The 15,691-nt window shown below is 64.6% G+C and carries 13 protein-coding genes; 3 read left to right on the top strand and 10 right to left on the bottom strand.

Features of this window, described 5'->3' with window-relative positions:
• Positions 1 to 100: 100 nt before the first annotated feature.
• The 4 genes from ORS3428_RS06125 to ORS3428_RS06110 form a co-directional block, all read right to left on the bottom strand.
• Positions 101 to 283 carry a hypothetical protein gene (locus ORS3428_RS06125; protein ID WP_071095518.1) on the bottom strand — a complete coding sequence of 61 codons (183 nt, stop codon included), beginning with the start codon at positions 281 to 283 and terminating at the stop codon, positions 101 to 103.
• Positions 284 to 419: 136 nt separating this feature from the next.
• A complete protein-coding gene (locus tag ORS3428_RS06120) occupies positions 420 to 1,946 on the bottom strand; it encodes an ABC-F family ATP-binding cassette domain-containing protein (RefSeq protein ID WP_071095516.1) in 1,527 nt (508 codons plus the stop codon).
• A 378-nt stretch (positions 1,947 to 2,324) separates the two neighbouring features.
• Complete coding sequence (uvrB, locus tag ORS3428_RS06115; protein WP_071095514.1) at positions 2,325 to 5,339, bottom strand: excinuclease ABC subunit UvrB; 3,015 nt, start codon at positions 5,337 to 5,339, stop codon at positions 2,325 to 2,327.
• A gap of 119 nt (positions 5,340 to 5,458) precedes the next feature.
• Entirely contained in the window at positions 5,459 to 6,715 is a 1,257-nt protein-coding gene (locus tag ORS3428_RS06110; protein WP_071095664.1) for a hypothetical protein, read from the bottom strand.
• Positions 6,716 to 6,880: 165 nt separating this feature from the next.
• On the opposite strand from ORS3428_RS06110, the gene ORS3428_RS06105 reads away from it, so the two are divergent.
• Complete coding sequence (locus tag ORS3428_RS06105) at positions 6,881 to 7,936, top strand: CapA family protein (protein ID WP_071095512.1); 1,056 nt, start codon at positions 6,881 to 6,883, stop codon at positions 7,934 to 7,936.
• Positions 7,937 to 7,990: 54 nt separating this feature from the next.
• Here ORS3428_RS06105 and ORS3428_RS06100 read toward each other — a convergent pair whose 3' ends face one another.
• The gene (locus tag ORS3428_RS06100; protein WP_338011913.1) at positions 7,991 to 8,518 is read right to left on the bottom strand and encodes a YegJ family protein; all 528 of its coding nucleotides are present in this window, start codon (positions 8,516 to 8,518) and stop codon (positions 7,991 to 7,993) included.
• A gap of 231 nt (positions 8,519 to 8,749) precedes the next feature.
• On the opposite strand from ORS3428_RS06100, the gene ORS3428_RS06095 reads away from it, so the two are divergent.
• Positions 8,750 to 9,370, top strand: a complete 621-nt coding sequence (locus ORS3428_RS06095; protein WP_244507865.1) for a hypothetical protein — start codon at positions 8,750 to 8,752, stop codon at positions 9,368 to 9,370.
• A gap of 102 nt (positions 9,371 to 9,472) precedes the next feature.
• Here the strand turns inward: ORS3428_RS06095 and ORS3428_RS06090 are convergent, their stop codons facing one another.
• Positions 9,473 to 9,994: a hypothetical protein gene (locus tag ORS3428_RS06090; RefSeq protein WP_071095510.1), complete on the bottom strand. Its 522-nt coding sequence runs from the start codon at positions 9,992 to 9,994 to the stop codon at positions 9,473 to 9,475.
• Between the two features lie 242 nt (positions 9,995 to 10,236).
• Positions 10,237 to 10,404, bottom strand: a complete 168-nt coding sequence (locus ORS3428_RS33215; protein ID WP_157895933.1) for a hypothetical protein — start codon at positions 10,402 to 10,404, stop codon at positions 10,237 to 10,239.
• A 442-nt stretch (positions 10,405 to 10,846) separates the two neighbouring features.
• Here ORS3428_RS33215 and ORS3428_RS06085 point away from each other — a divergent pair, with 442 nt between their 5' ends.
• Positions 10,847 to 11,785, top strand: a complete 939-nt coding sequence (locus ORS3428_RS06085; RefSeq protein ID WP_071095508.1) for a diacylglycerol/lipid kinase family protein — start codon at positions 10,847 to 10,849, stop codon at positions 11,783 to 11,785.
• 71 nt (positions 11,786 to 11,856) lie between these two features.
• Here ORS3428_RS06085 and ORS3428_RS06080 read toward each other — a convergent pair whose 3' ends face one another.
• Genes ORS3428_RS06080 through ORS3428_RS06070 form a run of 3 tightly spaced genes read right to left on the bottom strand, consistent with a single transcriptional unit; the run spans position 11,857 to position 15,601 of the window.
• On the bottom strand, positions 11,857 to 12,780 hold the full coding sequence (locus tag ORS3428_RS06080) for an NAD(P)-dependent oxidoreductase (protein WP_071095506.1): 924 nt from the start codon (positions 12,778 to 12,780) through the stop codon (positions 11,857 to 11,859).
• The gene (locus ORS3428_RS06075; protein ID WP_071095504.1) at positions 12,777 to 13,988 is read right to left on the bottom strand and encodes a mandelate racemase/muconate lactonizing enzyme family protein; all 1,212 of its coding nucleotides are present in this window, start codon (positions 13,986 to 13,988) and stop codon (positions 12,777 to 12,779) included. The genes ORS3428_RS06080 and ORS3428_RS06075 overlap by 4 nt, the downstream gene beginning before the upstream one ends.
• A complete protein-coding gene (locus ORS3428_RS06070) occupies positions 13,985 to 15,601 on the bottom strand; it encodes a GMC family oxidoreductase (RefSeq protein WP_071095502.1) in 1,617 nt (538 codons plus the stop codon). Before ORS3428_RS06070 ends, ORS3428_RS06075 begins: the two co-directional genes overlap by 4 nt.
• Positions 15,602 to 15,691: the final 90 nt, after the last annotated feature.

Here is a 15,691-nt window from a genome sequence, read left to right as displayed (position 1 = left end):
CAATCCTACACGGTCGCAGAATTTTTTAGAGCGCCAGACCCGGAAAGCCCCGGGCAACAGGCGGCGATCGATAACAGTCGCCGTGATCGGCTGGCCATTTTCAAATGAGCTTGCTCGAGAAGGTGGYCGTGCGGCGGCCGTTCCGCGTGTCGAGTATTTCCGGAAAGCCGATGTCCTTGCGCAGTTCGGCCGGCAGCGAAAGCAGGATGCGCTCGCTGCGGTAGCGATCGCGCGCCGCCGCGTATTGCGTGGCGATGCGGCCGATGGATGACAGTATCGACATGATGAACTCTCCCTGGTTGATGCCGGCATCATCGTCGGCATCCCAAGGACGGGAGGTGCTGCGGCGACCCGACAGATCGCCGCAATWTTTTCGCGTCCAGACAGCGGGCCTGTAAAGGACCGCCTCTGCAGTGCTCTCAACGCTCCGTTTCGGCCACCGAGCGGAAGAACGCTTCCGGACCGTCGATTTCTGTCAAGCGGCGTTTCTCGACCAGCCAGAAACGGTTGCCGATCGCGCGGATGAAGGAGCGGTCGTGCGAGGCGAGCAGGCAGCTTGCTTGATGCTTCAACAACTCGTCCTCCAGCGCCTCCTGGCCTTCGATGTCGAGATGGTTGGTCGGCTCGTCGAGCAGGTAGAAGTTGGGATTGGCGAGTCTGAGCGCCAGCATCATCAGCCGCGCCTTCTGTCCGCCGGAGAGCGCGCCGATCCTTTTCTCCTGCATCTCGATGGCAACGCCGGCRCCGGCAAGCAGCGAACGCGCCCGCTGTTCCGCGACCTCGAAGCGGCGTGACACCATCGCCAACGGCGTATCGTCGCCGCTGATGCCCGAGAGCGCCTGGTCGCTGTGCCCGAGCACGGTCGACGGCGTCACCTTGACGTTCTCTACCGTCCCGGGCTCGACGATGGCGGTGCGGATCATCGAAATGAAGCGCGACTTGCCGACGCCGTTGCGGCCGAGCAGCACGATGCGGTCGCCCTGGCAGATATGGCGCTTGCCAGTCCTGAACAGCAGCGTTCCGTCGGGCGTTTCGACCGCCGCGTCGTCGAGCGTGATCAGCACCTTGGCATGGGTGCCGCGGTTGGCCAGCCTGATCGCGCCGGCCGAGCGCTCGCGATGCGCGGGCACCGCCGCGTCCTCCAGCTTTTCCGCACGCTCCTTGAGCTGCCTGGTCTTCACCGTCAGCAGGTCGCTGCCGGAGTTGACGCCGATATTGTTGAGCTTGCCGGCCTGCCTGCGCAATTGCTGCGCGACCTTCATGTCGCGCTCGAACCTGCGCGCCGTCGCGGCGTCGACCTCATCGAGCGCCTGCTTGGCGCGCGAGTACGGCAGCGCGAACACCGGCGATTCTTCCGGGCGCAGGAACAGCGTGCGGTTCGTGGTGGCGTCGAGGAAGGCGCGGTCGTGGCTGGCAACGATCACCGGTACTTCACGCGGCAGTGCGTTGAGCCAGGTTTCGAGCTGGCTGATCTTGGCGAGGTCGAGATGGTTGGTCGGCTCGTCGAGCAGAAGCACGTCCGGATCGGTCACCCAGACGCGGGCGATCAGCGCCAGGCGCTGCCAGCCGCCGCTCAAGGCTCGCATCGGCCGGGTGCGCATCTCTTCGGGCACATCGAGCGAGTCGAGAACAACGTCGACGCGCCAGAGCTCGCTGTCGAGCTGCTCTGGCGGCAAGGCGTCGGCAACGACCTGATGGAAGCTGCGATCGCGCAGCGCGTCGGGGACGGATTGCTCGACATGGCCGACGCGCAGGTCGCGCGACAGGGTGATGTCGCCGGTCGTGGCATCCAGTTCGCCGGCCAGGCATTTGAGCAAGGTGGAATTGCCACGGCCGTTGGCGGCGACGATGCCCAGCCGGTCGCCGGCGCCGATGGTGAGGTCAAGCTTGGAGAAGAGCGGCGCACTCATGGTGACGCCGAGGGATTTGAGGCTGATTAACGCCATATCGATATCTCTGGTCTGCCCGGAGGAACTCCGGTTGATGCACTTTGACGGCGCGCCGGCAGGCCATCAGGCCAAACTCAGCGGCACCACGAAGGGCAGACCAAAAATCGAAGCGGGGAAATTCCCGGACCGTCCTGGTCAGCCCTGCAAGCAAGCTCGCAGGGCAAAGACAGGGCCGCGCTGACGGTGGTGACGGAAATACACGCAGCCCTCCTTTCCAGACGTTCGAGTTAGGAAAGTTGGCTACAACACAGATGAGGGAGTGGCAAGGGGCGGGCGACGCTGAAGCTGCCAATCTCCCCCTGTGTGGGGGAGATGTCCGTCAGGACAGAGGGGGGCGCTGTCCTGCCGGACATCTCGAAAGCTGCGGTGAAAGGGCTAATGCCCCGGTCGCCCAGTCTTGCTCGGCCGGCGCTTCTGGCGGCGCTCATCGGCAGGGTCCTCGTAGGAGCCGATGCCGGTGCGTTGACGAACGACTGGTTTGTCATCGCGTTCCTTCGCGCCCCCCTCTGTCCTGCCGGACATCTCCCCCACTTGGGGGGAGATCGGCTGTGGCTTTGCCGGCTTTTTTCCTTCGACGGGCTTTTCCGTTCTCCGCACCGTCATCTCGTCGAGCGAGTTCTTCCTGAACAGGGACTTGGTGCGGTCGCCGGGGATGCCGAAATCGGAGCCATGCGCTTCCTGAGCACTCTGCTTCTTGAACAGCGAGCGCGAGACGGCGCCAGCGGGCGTCGCCATGTCGGTGCCCGGCCCCATGGCGTCGAGCGACGGCTTGGCGAACAGGCCCTTGCGGTCGTCATCGACCGTGCGGTGGGCCACACGGCCCTTGTTGTGCCTACCCTTCTCGCGACCGGAGACCGGGCTTTCCATCTCGGCATAGCGGGCCAGCGGATCGTCGGAAATGGTGAGCTCCATCTCGCGCAGCCGTTTGATCTCGTCGCGGATGCGGGCCGCCTTCTCGAAGTCGAGATTGGCGGCGGCATCGCGCATCTGCTTGTCCAGCGCTTCGAGATGCGTCTTGAGATTGTTGCCGATCATCGCGCCCGCATCCTCGGTGAATTGYGAGATGTCGGCGCGCACGTGATCCTTCTCGTAGACCGAGTCGAGGATGTCGGCGATGCGCGACTTGACCGATTCCGGCGTGATGCCGTTGGCCGCATTCCATTCCATCTGCTTCTCGCGGCGCCGRTTGGTCTCGGCCATCGCCCGCTCCATCGAGCCGGTGATCTGATCGGYATAGAGGATGACCTTGCCGTCGACGTTGCGCGCGGCGCGGCCGATGGTCTGGATCAGCGAGGTTTCCGAGCGAAGGAAACCTTCCTTGTCGGCATCGAGGATGGCGACGAAGCCGCATTCGGGAATGTCGAGGCCCTCGCGCAGCAGGTTGATGCCGACCAGCACGTCGAAGGCGCCGAGGCGCAGGTCACGCAGAATCTCGATGCGCTCCAGCGTGTCGATGTCGGAGTGCATATAGCGGACGCGGATGCCGTTCTCATGCAGATATTCGGTCAGGTCCTCGGCCATGCGCTTGGTCAGAACCGTGACGAGCGTGCGATAGCCCAGCCTTGTCGTCTCGCGGATCTCGCCGACAACATCGTCGACTTGGCTCTTGGCCGGACGTACCTCGACCGGCGGGTCGATCAGGCCGGTCGGGCGGATGACCTGCTCGGCGAAGACGCCGCCGGACTGGTCAAGCTCCCAGCCGCCCGGCGTCGCCGAGACGGCGATCGAGAGCGGACGCATGGCGTCCCATTCCTCGAAGCGCAGCGGGCGGTTGTCCATGCAGGAGGGCAGGCGGAAGCCGTATTCGGCAAGCGTCGCCTTGCGGCGGAAGTCGCCGCGATACATGCCGCCGATCTGCGGCACGGTGACGTGGCTTTCGTCGATGAAGATCAGCGCATTGTCCGGCACATATTCGAACAGCGTCGGCGGCGGCTCGCCCGGCTGGCGGCCGGTGAGATAGCGCGAATAGTTCTCGATGCCGGCGCAGGAGCCGGTCGCCTCGAGCATCTCGAGGTCGAAACGGGTGCGCTGCTCCAGCCGCTGYGCCTCCAGCAGACGGCCAGCCTTTTCAAGCTCTTGCAGGCGGTATTTCAGCTCTTCCCTGATCGACTTGATGGCCTGATTCAAGGTCGGGCGCGGCGTCACATAGTGCGAGTTGGCGTAGATCTTGAYGCTCTTCAGCTCGCCCGTCTTCTGGCCGGTGAGCGGATCGAATTCGGTGATCGCCTCGATCTCGTCGCCGAACATCGAGATGCGCCAGGCGCGGTCCTCGAGGTGGGCCGGGAAGATCTCGATCGTGTCCCCGCGCACGCGGAAGGAGCCGCGCACGAAGTTGACATCCTGGCGCTTGTACTGCTGGGCGACGAGGTCGGCGAGCAGAGCGCGCTGATCGAGCCGGTCGCCGACCTGCATCTGGAAGGTCATGGCCGTGTAGGTCTCGACCGAGCCGATACCGTAGATGCAGGAGACCGAGGCGACGATGATGACGTCGTCGCGCTCCAGCAGCGAGCGCGTCGCCGAGTGGCGCATGCGGTCGATCTGCTCGTTGATCGAGGATTCCTTCTCGATATAGGTGTCGGTGCGCGGGACGTAGGCTTCCGGCTGGTAATAGTCGTAGTAGGAGACGAAATACTCGACCGCGTTGTCCGGGAAGAACTTCTTGAACTCGGCATAAAGCTGCGCGGCCAGTGTCTTGTTGGGCGCCAGGATCAGGGCAGGGCGCTGCGTCTCCTCGATCACCTTGGCCATGGTGAAGGTCTTGCCCGAGCCGGTGACGCCGAGCAGCACCTGGGTGCGGTCGTTCTGGCCGATACCCTCGACGAGGTCCTTGATCGCAGTCGGCTGGTCGCCGGCCGGCTGGAAATCCGACACCATCTTGATGGCGATGCCGCCTTCCGACTTTTCGGGACGGGCCGGGCGATGCGGCGTCCAAAGCTGGCCGTCCTTGTGCAGCGGATTGCCGGATTCGATCAGCTTCGACAGCGCGGCGACCGTGGCGGTGACACCGCTCGAGGAAACCGACTCGGCATCCTCCAGGCTGATATTCAGGCCGGGCACCGGATTGAGGCCGGCGGCGGCGCGTTCCTTTGCCGAGGCCRCACCGCCCATCGAGGTGCCGCGCGCCGTGCGCCCGGGTGCTGCGGAACGCTCGGGGATTTTCTTGGGTGCTTTCGCCTTTGGCTGCTTTTGCGCCTCGCGCTCGATCTGCCCGGCCCAATCGGAGATCGAGCCGGTCAGCGGCGCGCCGGAGAATTCGCTCTGCGGTGCTTCGGAAAAGCCCCCCGGCTTCAAAGGCTCGGYGGCGTCGAGGAAATCCGTCAGCGGGCTACGTCGCTTCGGCGCGCCCTCTTGCGCCTGCGAGGGCGTTTTCTTGTCGGAACGTTTGGCCATGGCCCGAATATGGGAGGACTCGCCCGAAATGGAAAGGGCGGAGTGAAAGGGCGGATGCCGCGTGCCGCGGCTGCTGACAGAAGGCTGTCAGGAGCCGCGTCACACTTGGGTCCTCGATCTCAATTGAACCACAGCGCAAAAGTCAAAARGCCGGCGCCGCCGAACTCGCGCTGGATCTGGTCGAAGTCCTCGCGGGTGAGGATCTTGCCGGTTTCAAGATAGGGCGCGATCGCCGGTCCGGTGATCGACAGGACGAGGTCGAAGGGTTTCGGCTCGTCGAAGAAACGCTTCATGTTGATGCCTTTGCCGACGATGCGGAAATGCGGCAGCAGCACGCGACCTTCGAGAAGATCCTCGGCCATGGTCAGGGCGGCCAGCCACGCCTGCACCTGCTCTTCGCTGACTTCGAGGCGGGTGAGCGGATTGACGCCCTTCTGCTGCGGCCCCGGCAGCCATTCGCGGTCATTGTCGGTCTCGGCGCGGATCGCTTTCCAATCCTCGCGGGAGAGYCGGATCATTTCCAGGAGGTGGCGGCGCGCGGCTCGCCGGCGCTCCGGCTCGACCACCGGCCAGTTGACGAGATGCACCATCGAGATGAGGTCGGCGATGCGCCATTCCGAGGAAAGGATGTTGCCGCTCATGCCGCCGTCCGGCGGCACGAGCGTGTCCTGCAGCGGCAGTTTCGCGCGAGGGAAGAGCATATGGAAGGAGCCCTCGAACGTATTGCGGAAATCATGCGCCAGCCAGAAATCGGTCTGGGCCATCAGGAACTCGGCGTAGCCCTGCAGCCAGTAGCCGTCGGCGCGGTCGAAGCGGAAGGTGAGCGAGGATGAGGCATCGCTGGTGTCGACGGCGCCGCGTGAGAGCGATGCCATGATCGCCGCGATGCTTTCGTCCGGCGTGATGTTGCCATCCTCGTTGAGATCGATGCCGACACCGGTGAGGTCGACCACCATGCCGATGTCGGCATCGGCCGGCACGGAGCCGAGCGTGGCGGCGGATTTCTCCAGCCGGTCGCGGAAGGCGACCAGAATGGCGCGGAATTCTTCATAGGTCAGCGGCTGTGGGTTTGGATTGTCCGGCACGGGCAGCCGCATCAGCGGCAGCATGAAGGATTGCGGGCTTTCGAAACCGTGGCGGTGAAGGCCACTCGCAAGGACTTCCAGAGCGGTGAAGAACTCGCCGGCGCCGGCGGCGTAGGCCGACGCCGGATCGCCTGGTGCCGCTGCCTCCAACGCGGACAGGGCGGTGTTCCGCTCGGAAACGGTCTGCGCCTCGAACAGGGTTTTTGCGGCGGTCGGCATTTCCGCGGCGGCCCCGGAAATCGGCAGCGAAAGAAACAAGGCGGCAGCCACCAGGCCCGCTATGCGCGTCATCGTCATCCTCCACTCACAGTGCAGCAACCATACACCTGTTCGGTCGATCGTGCCCCCTGGCCCGGGTTGCTTTGCGCCTGGCGGCCGACCGGCCGCCGGCCCACGGGACCGGCTTCAACCCGTCCACGGAACCGTTTACACACAGGGCAAACGATTGGGCATGGCGTGTCGAACTATCCGCTCTCCTACAAACTGTCATGGCTGCCGCGTTTCCTGAAGCCGTCGCTCGGCGGCGACAGTCGAGGCTTCGCGGCGCCGGCGGCGACGCTGATCGATCGGCCCCCGGCGCAGGCCGTGCGGCTTGCCTTCATCGGCGACATTTCGGCAGTCGCCAATCGCGCGRCGCCCGAATGCGACCCGGCGATCGCGGCGCTGCTTCGCTCAGCCGATCTCGTGGTCGGCAATTGCGAAAGTCCGATCGTCGAGCGGCGGAGCGCGGTGATGGGCACGAGGCTCGGCACGCATCACGCGATGACCGGACGTTTCCTGGCCGACGCGCTGGCGGCTGTCGGCATTGCCCGCGAGAAGCTGGTGCTGTCGCTCGCCAACAATCATATCCTCGACCAGGGCGTTGCCGGCTTCGAGGAAACGGTCGCGGCGCTCAGGCGACTCGGCATTCGCACAATCGGCACGGCCACCGGCGGGCCGGTCCAGCGCCATGCCGCCGGGCCGCTGATGATCGGCTTCGCCGCCTTCACGCTTTGGCGCAATGCCGATGCCGCGGACTTCGAGGAGCGCGTCTCGATGCTTGATGATCAGGCCAAATGGTCGCGCGAAGCCATCGCGGATGTCGACCTGCTCTGCGCCGTTCCGCATTGGGACTGGGAGTTCCGGCATTTTCCGAGGCCGGCGACGCGGGCGCTGGCGACGCGGCTGGCGAACCACGGCGTCCGACTGATCGCTGGCCACCATGCCCATGTCGTGCAGCCTGTCGAGCGCATCGGCGACAGTATCGTCGCGTACGGCCTCGGCGATTTCCTCGGCACGGCCTTTTCCAGGCAGCCATGGCCGGGGCGCATCGGTTCGATCCTTGTCGTCGATGTCAGCGCCGACGCCGAGACGCGCGGCATGATTACCGCCTACCGTCTGCATTTCTTCATGCGGCTCGCCAAAGGCGGCCATGAGCGCCTGGTGCCGGTGAAGGCGCTGGAGGAATCTTTGAGGCGAAATGTTGCGAGGCGCCTGGACGCGATCTTTCCCGGCTGGGGCTCCCACTGCTGACACCCGCCTGCGGAGAACTCGCCGCAAAGGCGCCTGTCCTGCGATGCATGCTGTTCAACAGTCGAAGCCGTACTGGGTGCGCATGTAGTCAGCTTCTTCCTTCGGCATTTTCTTGAACATCACGCAGACGGTGAAGCTGCCGACCTGATGTCCGTCCCTGGTGTATCCCCAGTCGGAAATATCATCCCTGGTGAATTCGATGTTCTGGCCGAGGACGACGTTGCGAACGCGTTCCGGCTCATTCGCCAATATGCCGACAAAGCCGGTGGCGGTCCGCTTGAAAGGGATGACCCAGAAATGCTCCGTCACATTTCCGTCGACGATCATGACCTTCAGCTTGAACCTATCGGTTCCGGGCGGCGGAGCTTCGGACAAAGCCAGGAAGTCATCCAGGCTCGATCGCGCCTGCGCTATCGCCGCCGCCATCTCGGCATCGTCAGGAGCTACCATCACAGTCTTGTCGTCGCCGCCCTGATCGGTGTCTTGYGCTCGAACCCGCAAGGGAATGAATGCCAGCAGCAGGCATAGCGCGATGCGAACGGCAAAGGTCATGAAGCCCCCCAACTCCAGATAGGCCGCCATCTTCCAGCAACCTGCCGGCATTATCAATCGGGGCAGCGTCGAGATTTCTCGCTATTTCGGGCGCCGCTCGACCAGTATCAGGCTCGTCGGCCGCGCTCCGACCCATGGTTTTTGCCGAGTGGTCACGTTATCGGTCACAAGTGGATGGTACGGGAAACGCAAGCGTTTCAGGTTGCAATGGGGACGCGCGTCAAAAGCATCGAACACCGCTCGGAGAGGAATGACATGCGAATGAGATTTGCCGTTGCKGCGTTCGCCACGATCTTGCTTTGCGTTGGCGTGACCCGCGCGGAAGACCTGAAAGCCTTCAAGCTGACGATCGACGGCGTGGCCGTCGACATCGACCCGGGCGACGATGCGAATGTGCGCTTGCCCGGCGGCAAGACGGCCAAGGTCAGGCTCGAGCGCAACGATTTCGCCACCTTCTCCGGCGGCACTTTTTCGTTCGTTCATCCGAGCGGTATCTCCGTCACCAAGACCGATCTCGGCGACAGCATCACGCAGTATCTGGCGGCCTCGGCCCTCGGCACGATCGTCGTGGTTCAGGAATACGGCAAGATGAACCCGGTGTCGCTCGACCAGCTGATGCTGCAGGAGATGACGAAGGAGTCTGTTCAGGCGGGCGGGACGCTGACGCAGCAGCCGACGGCCCGCAAGCTCGCCGACGGCAGGCAACTGACCGGCATCAAGGCCACCGTGAAGACACGGACCGACAGCGCCGATTTCGAGATCGTCGGCTTCGGCCTTGCCGATCAGGGGCTGCTGTTCATCACGCGCATCGGCGACCAGGACGCGGCAACGGAGCAGCCGATGATCGACAAGTTTTGGGAGACCCTGAAGGTCAAGCTGTGAGGCGTGCTGAGATTCAGGTGATGCCGGCCTGCAAATGTCGGCTTCCTGCGCTTCCGCCTTCGCTGGCCGAAGCATCTGAATCTCAACACGCCTTAAACAGGATTACAGCCCGCTCGGTACCAGTCCCGCGAGCCAGTTTGCCGACCGCTTCGCCATGTCCACGGTCGCGGTGGCCGCGCGGCCGAGATCGGTCTTGACCACGGCATAGCCGGCCTTGGTGCGGTAAAGCACGGCGCTGCCGCCGTCGACCGCAGCCTCGAAGGCGACGGGCCGCGCGGCTTCCGTCTCGCTGGCCGTCACCGTCGCACCGACCGGGACGCTCGGGCGATGGTTGAGCTCGGGCGGCAATGGCGCGATGGTTTCAACGACGCGGTTCATCGGTTTCAGCTCCGGTCCGGAGGCTTTCGCGGCGAGTTCCGCAGTCGATGCCGAGCCTTTGGTGCGGCAGATGCCGGACACCAGCGGATAGTTGAAGTTGCGCTGGTGCAGCATCTGGCTCTTCATGGCCGCTTCGCAATCGGCGATCGTCGCCCATTTGGCGGGCGTCTCGCCGATATATTCGCAGAGCTTGGCGTCGCAGTCACAGCCGACGATGGTCATGGCGACAAGGGCGGTCTTGATCACTGTCTTGTCCCTCCGGATTCGTTCCCGAGCTGATCAATCACCGGGGAACAAGGCGGGATTTGGCCGCGATTGTGAATTGCGCGTGACGGCGCGTTACAGAAGATCGCTTGGCTTTCGACTGTGGCGGGAAAGCATCAGTGGCGGGCGCCGAGGGAGATCTCAAGGGCGCTAGGGCGAAAGGGGTTGTGGAGCAGCCAAAAGACAGTCGGCGCTGGGATCTCTCCCAGCGCCTCCCTGTCAGATCAGGAACCGGTCACGGCAGCAACTTCCGTAAGTCGTCGCGCCAGGCCGGCCTTGATTTTGACGGTCCTGCCAGTCGCCACCCGATGGGGAGCGCCGTTCCAGACCACGCCGATCTCCACCCTTGCGGGCTTCGCCGGCGCGCCATCGAAGGTTTCACCCGCCTTCATGGCAGCATCGGTCCGCCGTCGGCGTTCGCACGCTTTCCGCGGCCCCGTCGACATCCGTCCCTCCAACAGGCGAACCTGCTCTCGTTTCGGGCCGTACGGGCCTCAGGAAATCCGCCTTGCGCTTTGCCTTTCGGCGAGGCGTTCGGTAGCCGCCTGAGATGGGTTCAATGTACGCCGGGTAAGGGCTTTGCGGAATGCCCGCCGAGCTGTGGATAGCGGGATTATCGGGGAACGGTGTGACAAGCCTCGGAATTTGTCGGCCAAACTCCTTACACAGCCGCCCCCCCGCATTTCTGTGGCCCTTGAAAACTGGAGCCTTGCCCCGCCAGTCGGCGCGCGTTTCAATGCCGGCAAAGGACTGCGGGGCTGTCCCGGGCTCTTTCGGCGGTACATGTCACTCGGTCGCCGTGCACTCTAGGCAGCATGCCTTGGGGAGGTCAGATTGAAGGTCGGGGTCGTTCTCAATCCGATTGCAGGGGGCGGCAAGCTCAAGCGGCATTGGCCCGAGATCGCCGCGTTGCTCAAGAAGCATTTCGGCGATTTCGATCTGCGCGAGACGCAGACCAGCGGCGATGCCGAGCGGCTGGCGATCGACCTGGCGGTCGATGGCTGCGACTTGGTGATCGCCGCCGGCGGCGACGGCACAACAAGCGAGGTGGCGGACGGGCTGCTGCAGGCAGAGCATGAGAACGGGCGGACGAGCGAACTCGGGCTCCTGCCATGCGGTACCGGCATCGATTTCGCGCGCGGATTGGGACTGCCGGATGAAATCGAGAAAGCCCTGGCGCGCATCGCCGGCGCAAGACCGCGCAGGGTCGACGCCGGACGCGTCTCCTACATCGACGACCACGGCGCGCTGGCCAGCCGCCACTTCATCAACATCGCCAGCCTCGGCCTTTCAGGTGCCACGGATCGCGCCATCAATTCCAACAAGCGCAAGGGCCAGGTCTCGGTCAAGGCGCTGTTCTTCTGGCGCACGGTGCTGGAGTTTCTCCGCTACCGCTTCCAGGACGTCAGTATCACCATAGACGACGGCGAGCCGGTCGAGGCGCGCATGGCGCTGGTGGCGGTCGCCAACGGGAAGTTCTTCGGCGGCGGCATGATGATCGCGCCCGATGCCGAGCTCTCCGACGGGCAGTTCGACATCGTCATCGTGCGGGCGGCGAACAAGCTCGGGCTGATCCGGGACCTCCGGCTCCTCTATGGCGGGCGTCACCGCAACCATCCGGCGATCACCATCCTGCGCGGCCGCAAGGTACTGGTCGAGCCGCTGGGCGACGCCGAGAAGAACGGAGCGCTGGTCGATATCGACGGCGAATCCMCGGGCCGGATTCCGGCGACTTTCGAAATCCTGCCAGGCGCACTGACGCTCAGGTGTTGAATCAACGGCCTCGCAGGCAGATTCCGGCGATGCGGCCAGGCTTTTGAAATAGCTGGCAAAAAATTCGCCGGCTACATCTCCTGCCTGGCCGGGAAGCCTGGCGCGCGAAGCTCCGTGCCGACCGCGTCCTCGAGCAGCTTGACGATCCGCGTCGACGAGGCGTCGCCGCCATAGGCGCGCTTGCCCTCCTCGAAGATCGCGCTGACCCGCGACGCCAGATCGAGCGGTACGCCGAAATCCCTGCCCATGGYGAGCGCGAAGCCGAGATCCTTCAGCGCCAGGTCCATGGTGAAGCCGATGTCGTAGGAGCCGTTCAGCACCAGCTGGCTTTCGGTCTCGTGCACGAAGCTGTTGCCGGAGGAAGCGACGATGGCGTGGTAGGCCTGGGCGAGGTCGAGCCCGCCCCGCTTGGCGAGCATCAAGGCCTCGCCGGCCGCGACCAGATGAATGAAGGCCAGCATGTTGGTGATGACCTTGATCACCGCCGCCGAGCCGACCGGCCCCATCAGGAAGGACTTCGCGCACATCGCCTCGATGGCCGGGCGGTGCCGTTCGTAGAGCGCGGCGTCGCCRCCGACCAGCGCGGTGATTTTTCCAACTGCCGCCAGATGYACGCCGCCGGTGACCGGACATTCCAGCGTCTCGATGCCCTTCGCCGAGGCAAGCGCCGCGAGYCGGAGGATCTGGTCGCGGCCATTGGTCGACATCTCAATCCAGGCGCTTCCCGCCGGCAGACCGTCGAGCAATCCGCCAGGACCGGCGAGCACCGCTTCGCTGACTGTCGGGGAGGGCAGGCAGGTGATCRCATTGCCGGCGCGGGCCGCGGCTTCGGCAGGACTCGCCGCCGCGGTGGCGCCGAGCGCGACAAGGCGCTCGACTGCCGCCGGATCGCGGTCGAAGACGGTGACGGCAAAGCCGTTGCGCAGCAGGCTGGCGGCGAGCTTGCCGCCAAGGTGGCCGAGGCCGACAAAGGCGTAGGCGAGGCCCGCGCTCACGGCATCAGCGGCGTCTGCATCATCTGAAGATGCAGGTCCTTGCCGCTATAGGGATGTGCGTCGCAGACCTCCTCATTGAGCTCGACGCCGAGGCCGGGTTCCTTTGAGGGGATGACCTTGCCGTCCTGCCACTCGATCTTCTTCTTGAGCAGCGTGGCGTGGAAACCGTCCCACTGCTTCAGTGATTCCAGGATGAGGAAGTTGGGCAGCGTCACCGCAAGCTGGATGTTGGCGGCGCCGACGATCGGCCCGCAATAGCAATGCGGCGCCACCTGGATGTGGTAGGCCTCGGCCATCGCGGCGATCTTCTTGGTCTCCAATATGCCGCCGGAGCGGCCGAGATCGGGCTGCAGGATGGTCGCCGCGCGGTTCTCGATGACGCGGGCGAATTCGGATTTCGTCGTCAGGCGCTCGCCGGTTGCGATCGGAATGGAGGTTCCGCGAGCAACCTGCGCCATCACCTCCGGCATATCCGGTGGCACCGGCTCCTCGAACCACAGCGGATCATAAGGCTCGATGGCGCGCGCCATGCGCAGCGCGCCCGAAGCGGTGAACTGGCCGTGCGTGCCGAACAGGATGTCGGCCCTGGTGCCTACCGCCTCGCGGATCGCCTTGATCATGCGCGCCGAAAGGTCGATGTCGATGAGGCGCGGCTGGTGGCCGTCATAGGCGGTGTAGGGGCCGGCAGGGTCGAGCTTTACGGCATTGAAGCCCTGCTCGACATAGTCCAGCGCGCAGGCGGCTGCCATGTCCGGGTCGTTGTAGACGTTCCTGCCGCGGGCATCCTCTGAATGGACGCTGCCGCTGCTCGGATAGAGATAGGTGTAGGAGCGCAGCGTCTCATGGACCTGGCCGCCGAGCAGCTTGTAGACCGGCTTGTTCGCCTCCTTGCCGATGATGTCCCAGCAGGCCATTTCGAGCGCCGAGAAGCAGCCCATGCCGGACACGTCGGGGCGCTGCGTGAAGCCGGACGAATAGGYGCGGCGGAAGAAGTTCTCGACGTCGTGCGGATCGCGGCCGATCRGGTAACGCTCGGCCATGTCTTCGATCATCCTGGCCGTGACATGGGCCGAGAAGGTCGCGTTGTAGGCTTCGCCGTAGCCCACCACGCCGCCATCCGTGGTGAGCCTGACGAAGATGAAATACTTGCCGCCGATGCCTGGCGGCGGGTTGCCGACAACCCAGGTCTTGACGTCGGTGACTTTCATTCCTGATCCTCCAGAACCAGCTCGGCGCCTTTCCATCCGGTGAGGATCGAGGCGGCGTTGGTGTTGCCTGTGATGTTGTCGGGAAAGATCGACGCGTCGATGACGCGCAGGCCGCTCAGCCCGTGCACCTTGAGCCGTGGATCGACGACGGCACGCGAGGCATCCGGACCCATGCGGCAGGTCGAGACGGGATGATAGACAGTGCCCGAGCGCTTCCTGAAATCCTGAATCAGGTCGGCATCGGAAGTGATTGACGGACCAGGCAAAACCTCTTCCTCGATGATCTCCGCCATCGCCGGCATCGAGGCGATCCTGCGCACGAACTTCACCGCCGCCAGCATCTCGTCGACATCGGCGTTGGTGGAATAGGCGTTGGCCGTGATCCTCGGATAGTCGTGCGGGTTCCGCGAGCGGATCATGATCTCGCCGCGGCTCGACGGGCGACAGTTGGAAAGGCCGATGGAGAAGCCTGGCCACGGATCGGGCGTCAGGATCGGGCGCTCGCCGCTCTTCGGGATGACCGTCGAGAAGGCCTGGAAATAGAGCTGCATGTTCGGCCGCGCCATCGACGGGTCGGTGCGGAAGAAGCCACCTGCATTGTTCATCGACAGTGACAGCGGGCCTGAACGCAGCAGGATGTATTGCATGCCGACCAGGAGCTTGCCCCACCAGGGGCGCAGGATCTGGTTGAGCGTCGGCAGCTTGCCCCTGAAGGTGTAGTTGATGCCGACATGGTCCTGCAGGTTCGCGCCGACATTGTCGTTGGCGTGGACGACCGGAATGTCGAGGCCTGTGAGCAGCGACGCGGGGCCGACGCCGGAAAGCTGCAGCAGTTGCGGCGAGTTGATCGAGCCGCCGGAAAGGATGACCTCGCGCCCGGCGCGCGCGGTCCTGGTCTCGCCGTTCTGCTGGTACTCGACGCCGACGGCGCGCTTGCCTTCGAACAGGATTTTCGTCGCCAGTGCGTTGGTCTCGACGCGAACGTTGTCGCGCTTCATCGCCGGGCGCAGGAAGGCACGGGCGGCGGACATGCGGCGACCGTTCCGGGTGGTGATCTGGTAGACACCGACGCCCTCCTGCGTGGCGCCGTTGAAGTCCGGATTGAGCGGCAGGCCGGCTTGCTGCGCAGCGGCCAGATAGCGCTTCGTCAGCGGATGGACCGCATTCGAGCAATCGGTGATGTGCAACGGACCGCCGACGCCGCGCCATTGGTCGGCGCCAGCCTCGTTGTGCTCAAGCGCTTTGAAGGCAGGCAGCAGCTCATCATAGCTCCAGCCCGGATTGCCGGCGGCCGCCCAGGCGTCGAAATCCTCGCGCGCGCCGCGGATGAAGACCATCGCGTTGATCGAGCTCGAGCCGCCGAGCAGCTTGCCGCGCGGCCAGTGGTCGGCATTGTTGCTGAGACCAGGATCGGGCTCGGCCTTGTAGTTCCAGTTGACGGCCGGATCGAAGAAGGTCTTGCCGTAGCCGAGCGGCATCTGGACATAGAACCTTCGATCGGTCCCGCCCGCCTCCAGCACAAGCACCGAAAAGCGGCCTGAGGCCGAGAGCCTTTCCGCAACAACCGAGCCGGCGGAGCCGGACCCGACGATAATGAAATCATAAGTCTGCATGATGCGCGGGCCGGCTCCGAAATCCGAAGCTTACCCTAGACGTGCCCGGCTCGCGGCGTCGCCGGGGCTTCCGGCATGCCTTGTGAAAAA

Origin of the sequence: Mesorhizobium sp. ORS 3428 (assembly GCF_001854785.1) — a bacterium.
In the GTDB taxonomy this organism is placed as follows: Bacteria; Pseudomonadota; Alphaproteobacteria; order Rhizobiales; family Rhizobiaceae; genus Mesorhizobium.
The sequence above is the reverse complement of the archived record's forward strand: the minus strand, read 5'-3'. Positions and strand labels throughout refer to the sequence as shown.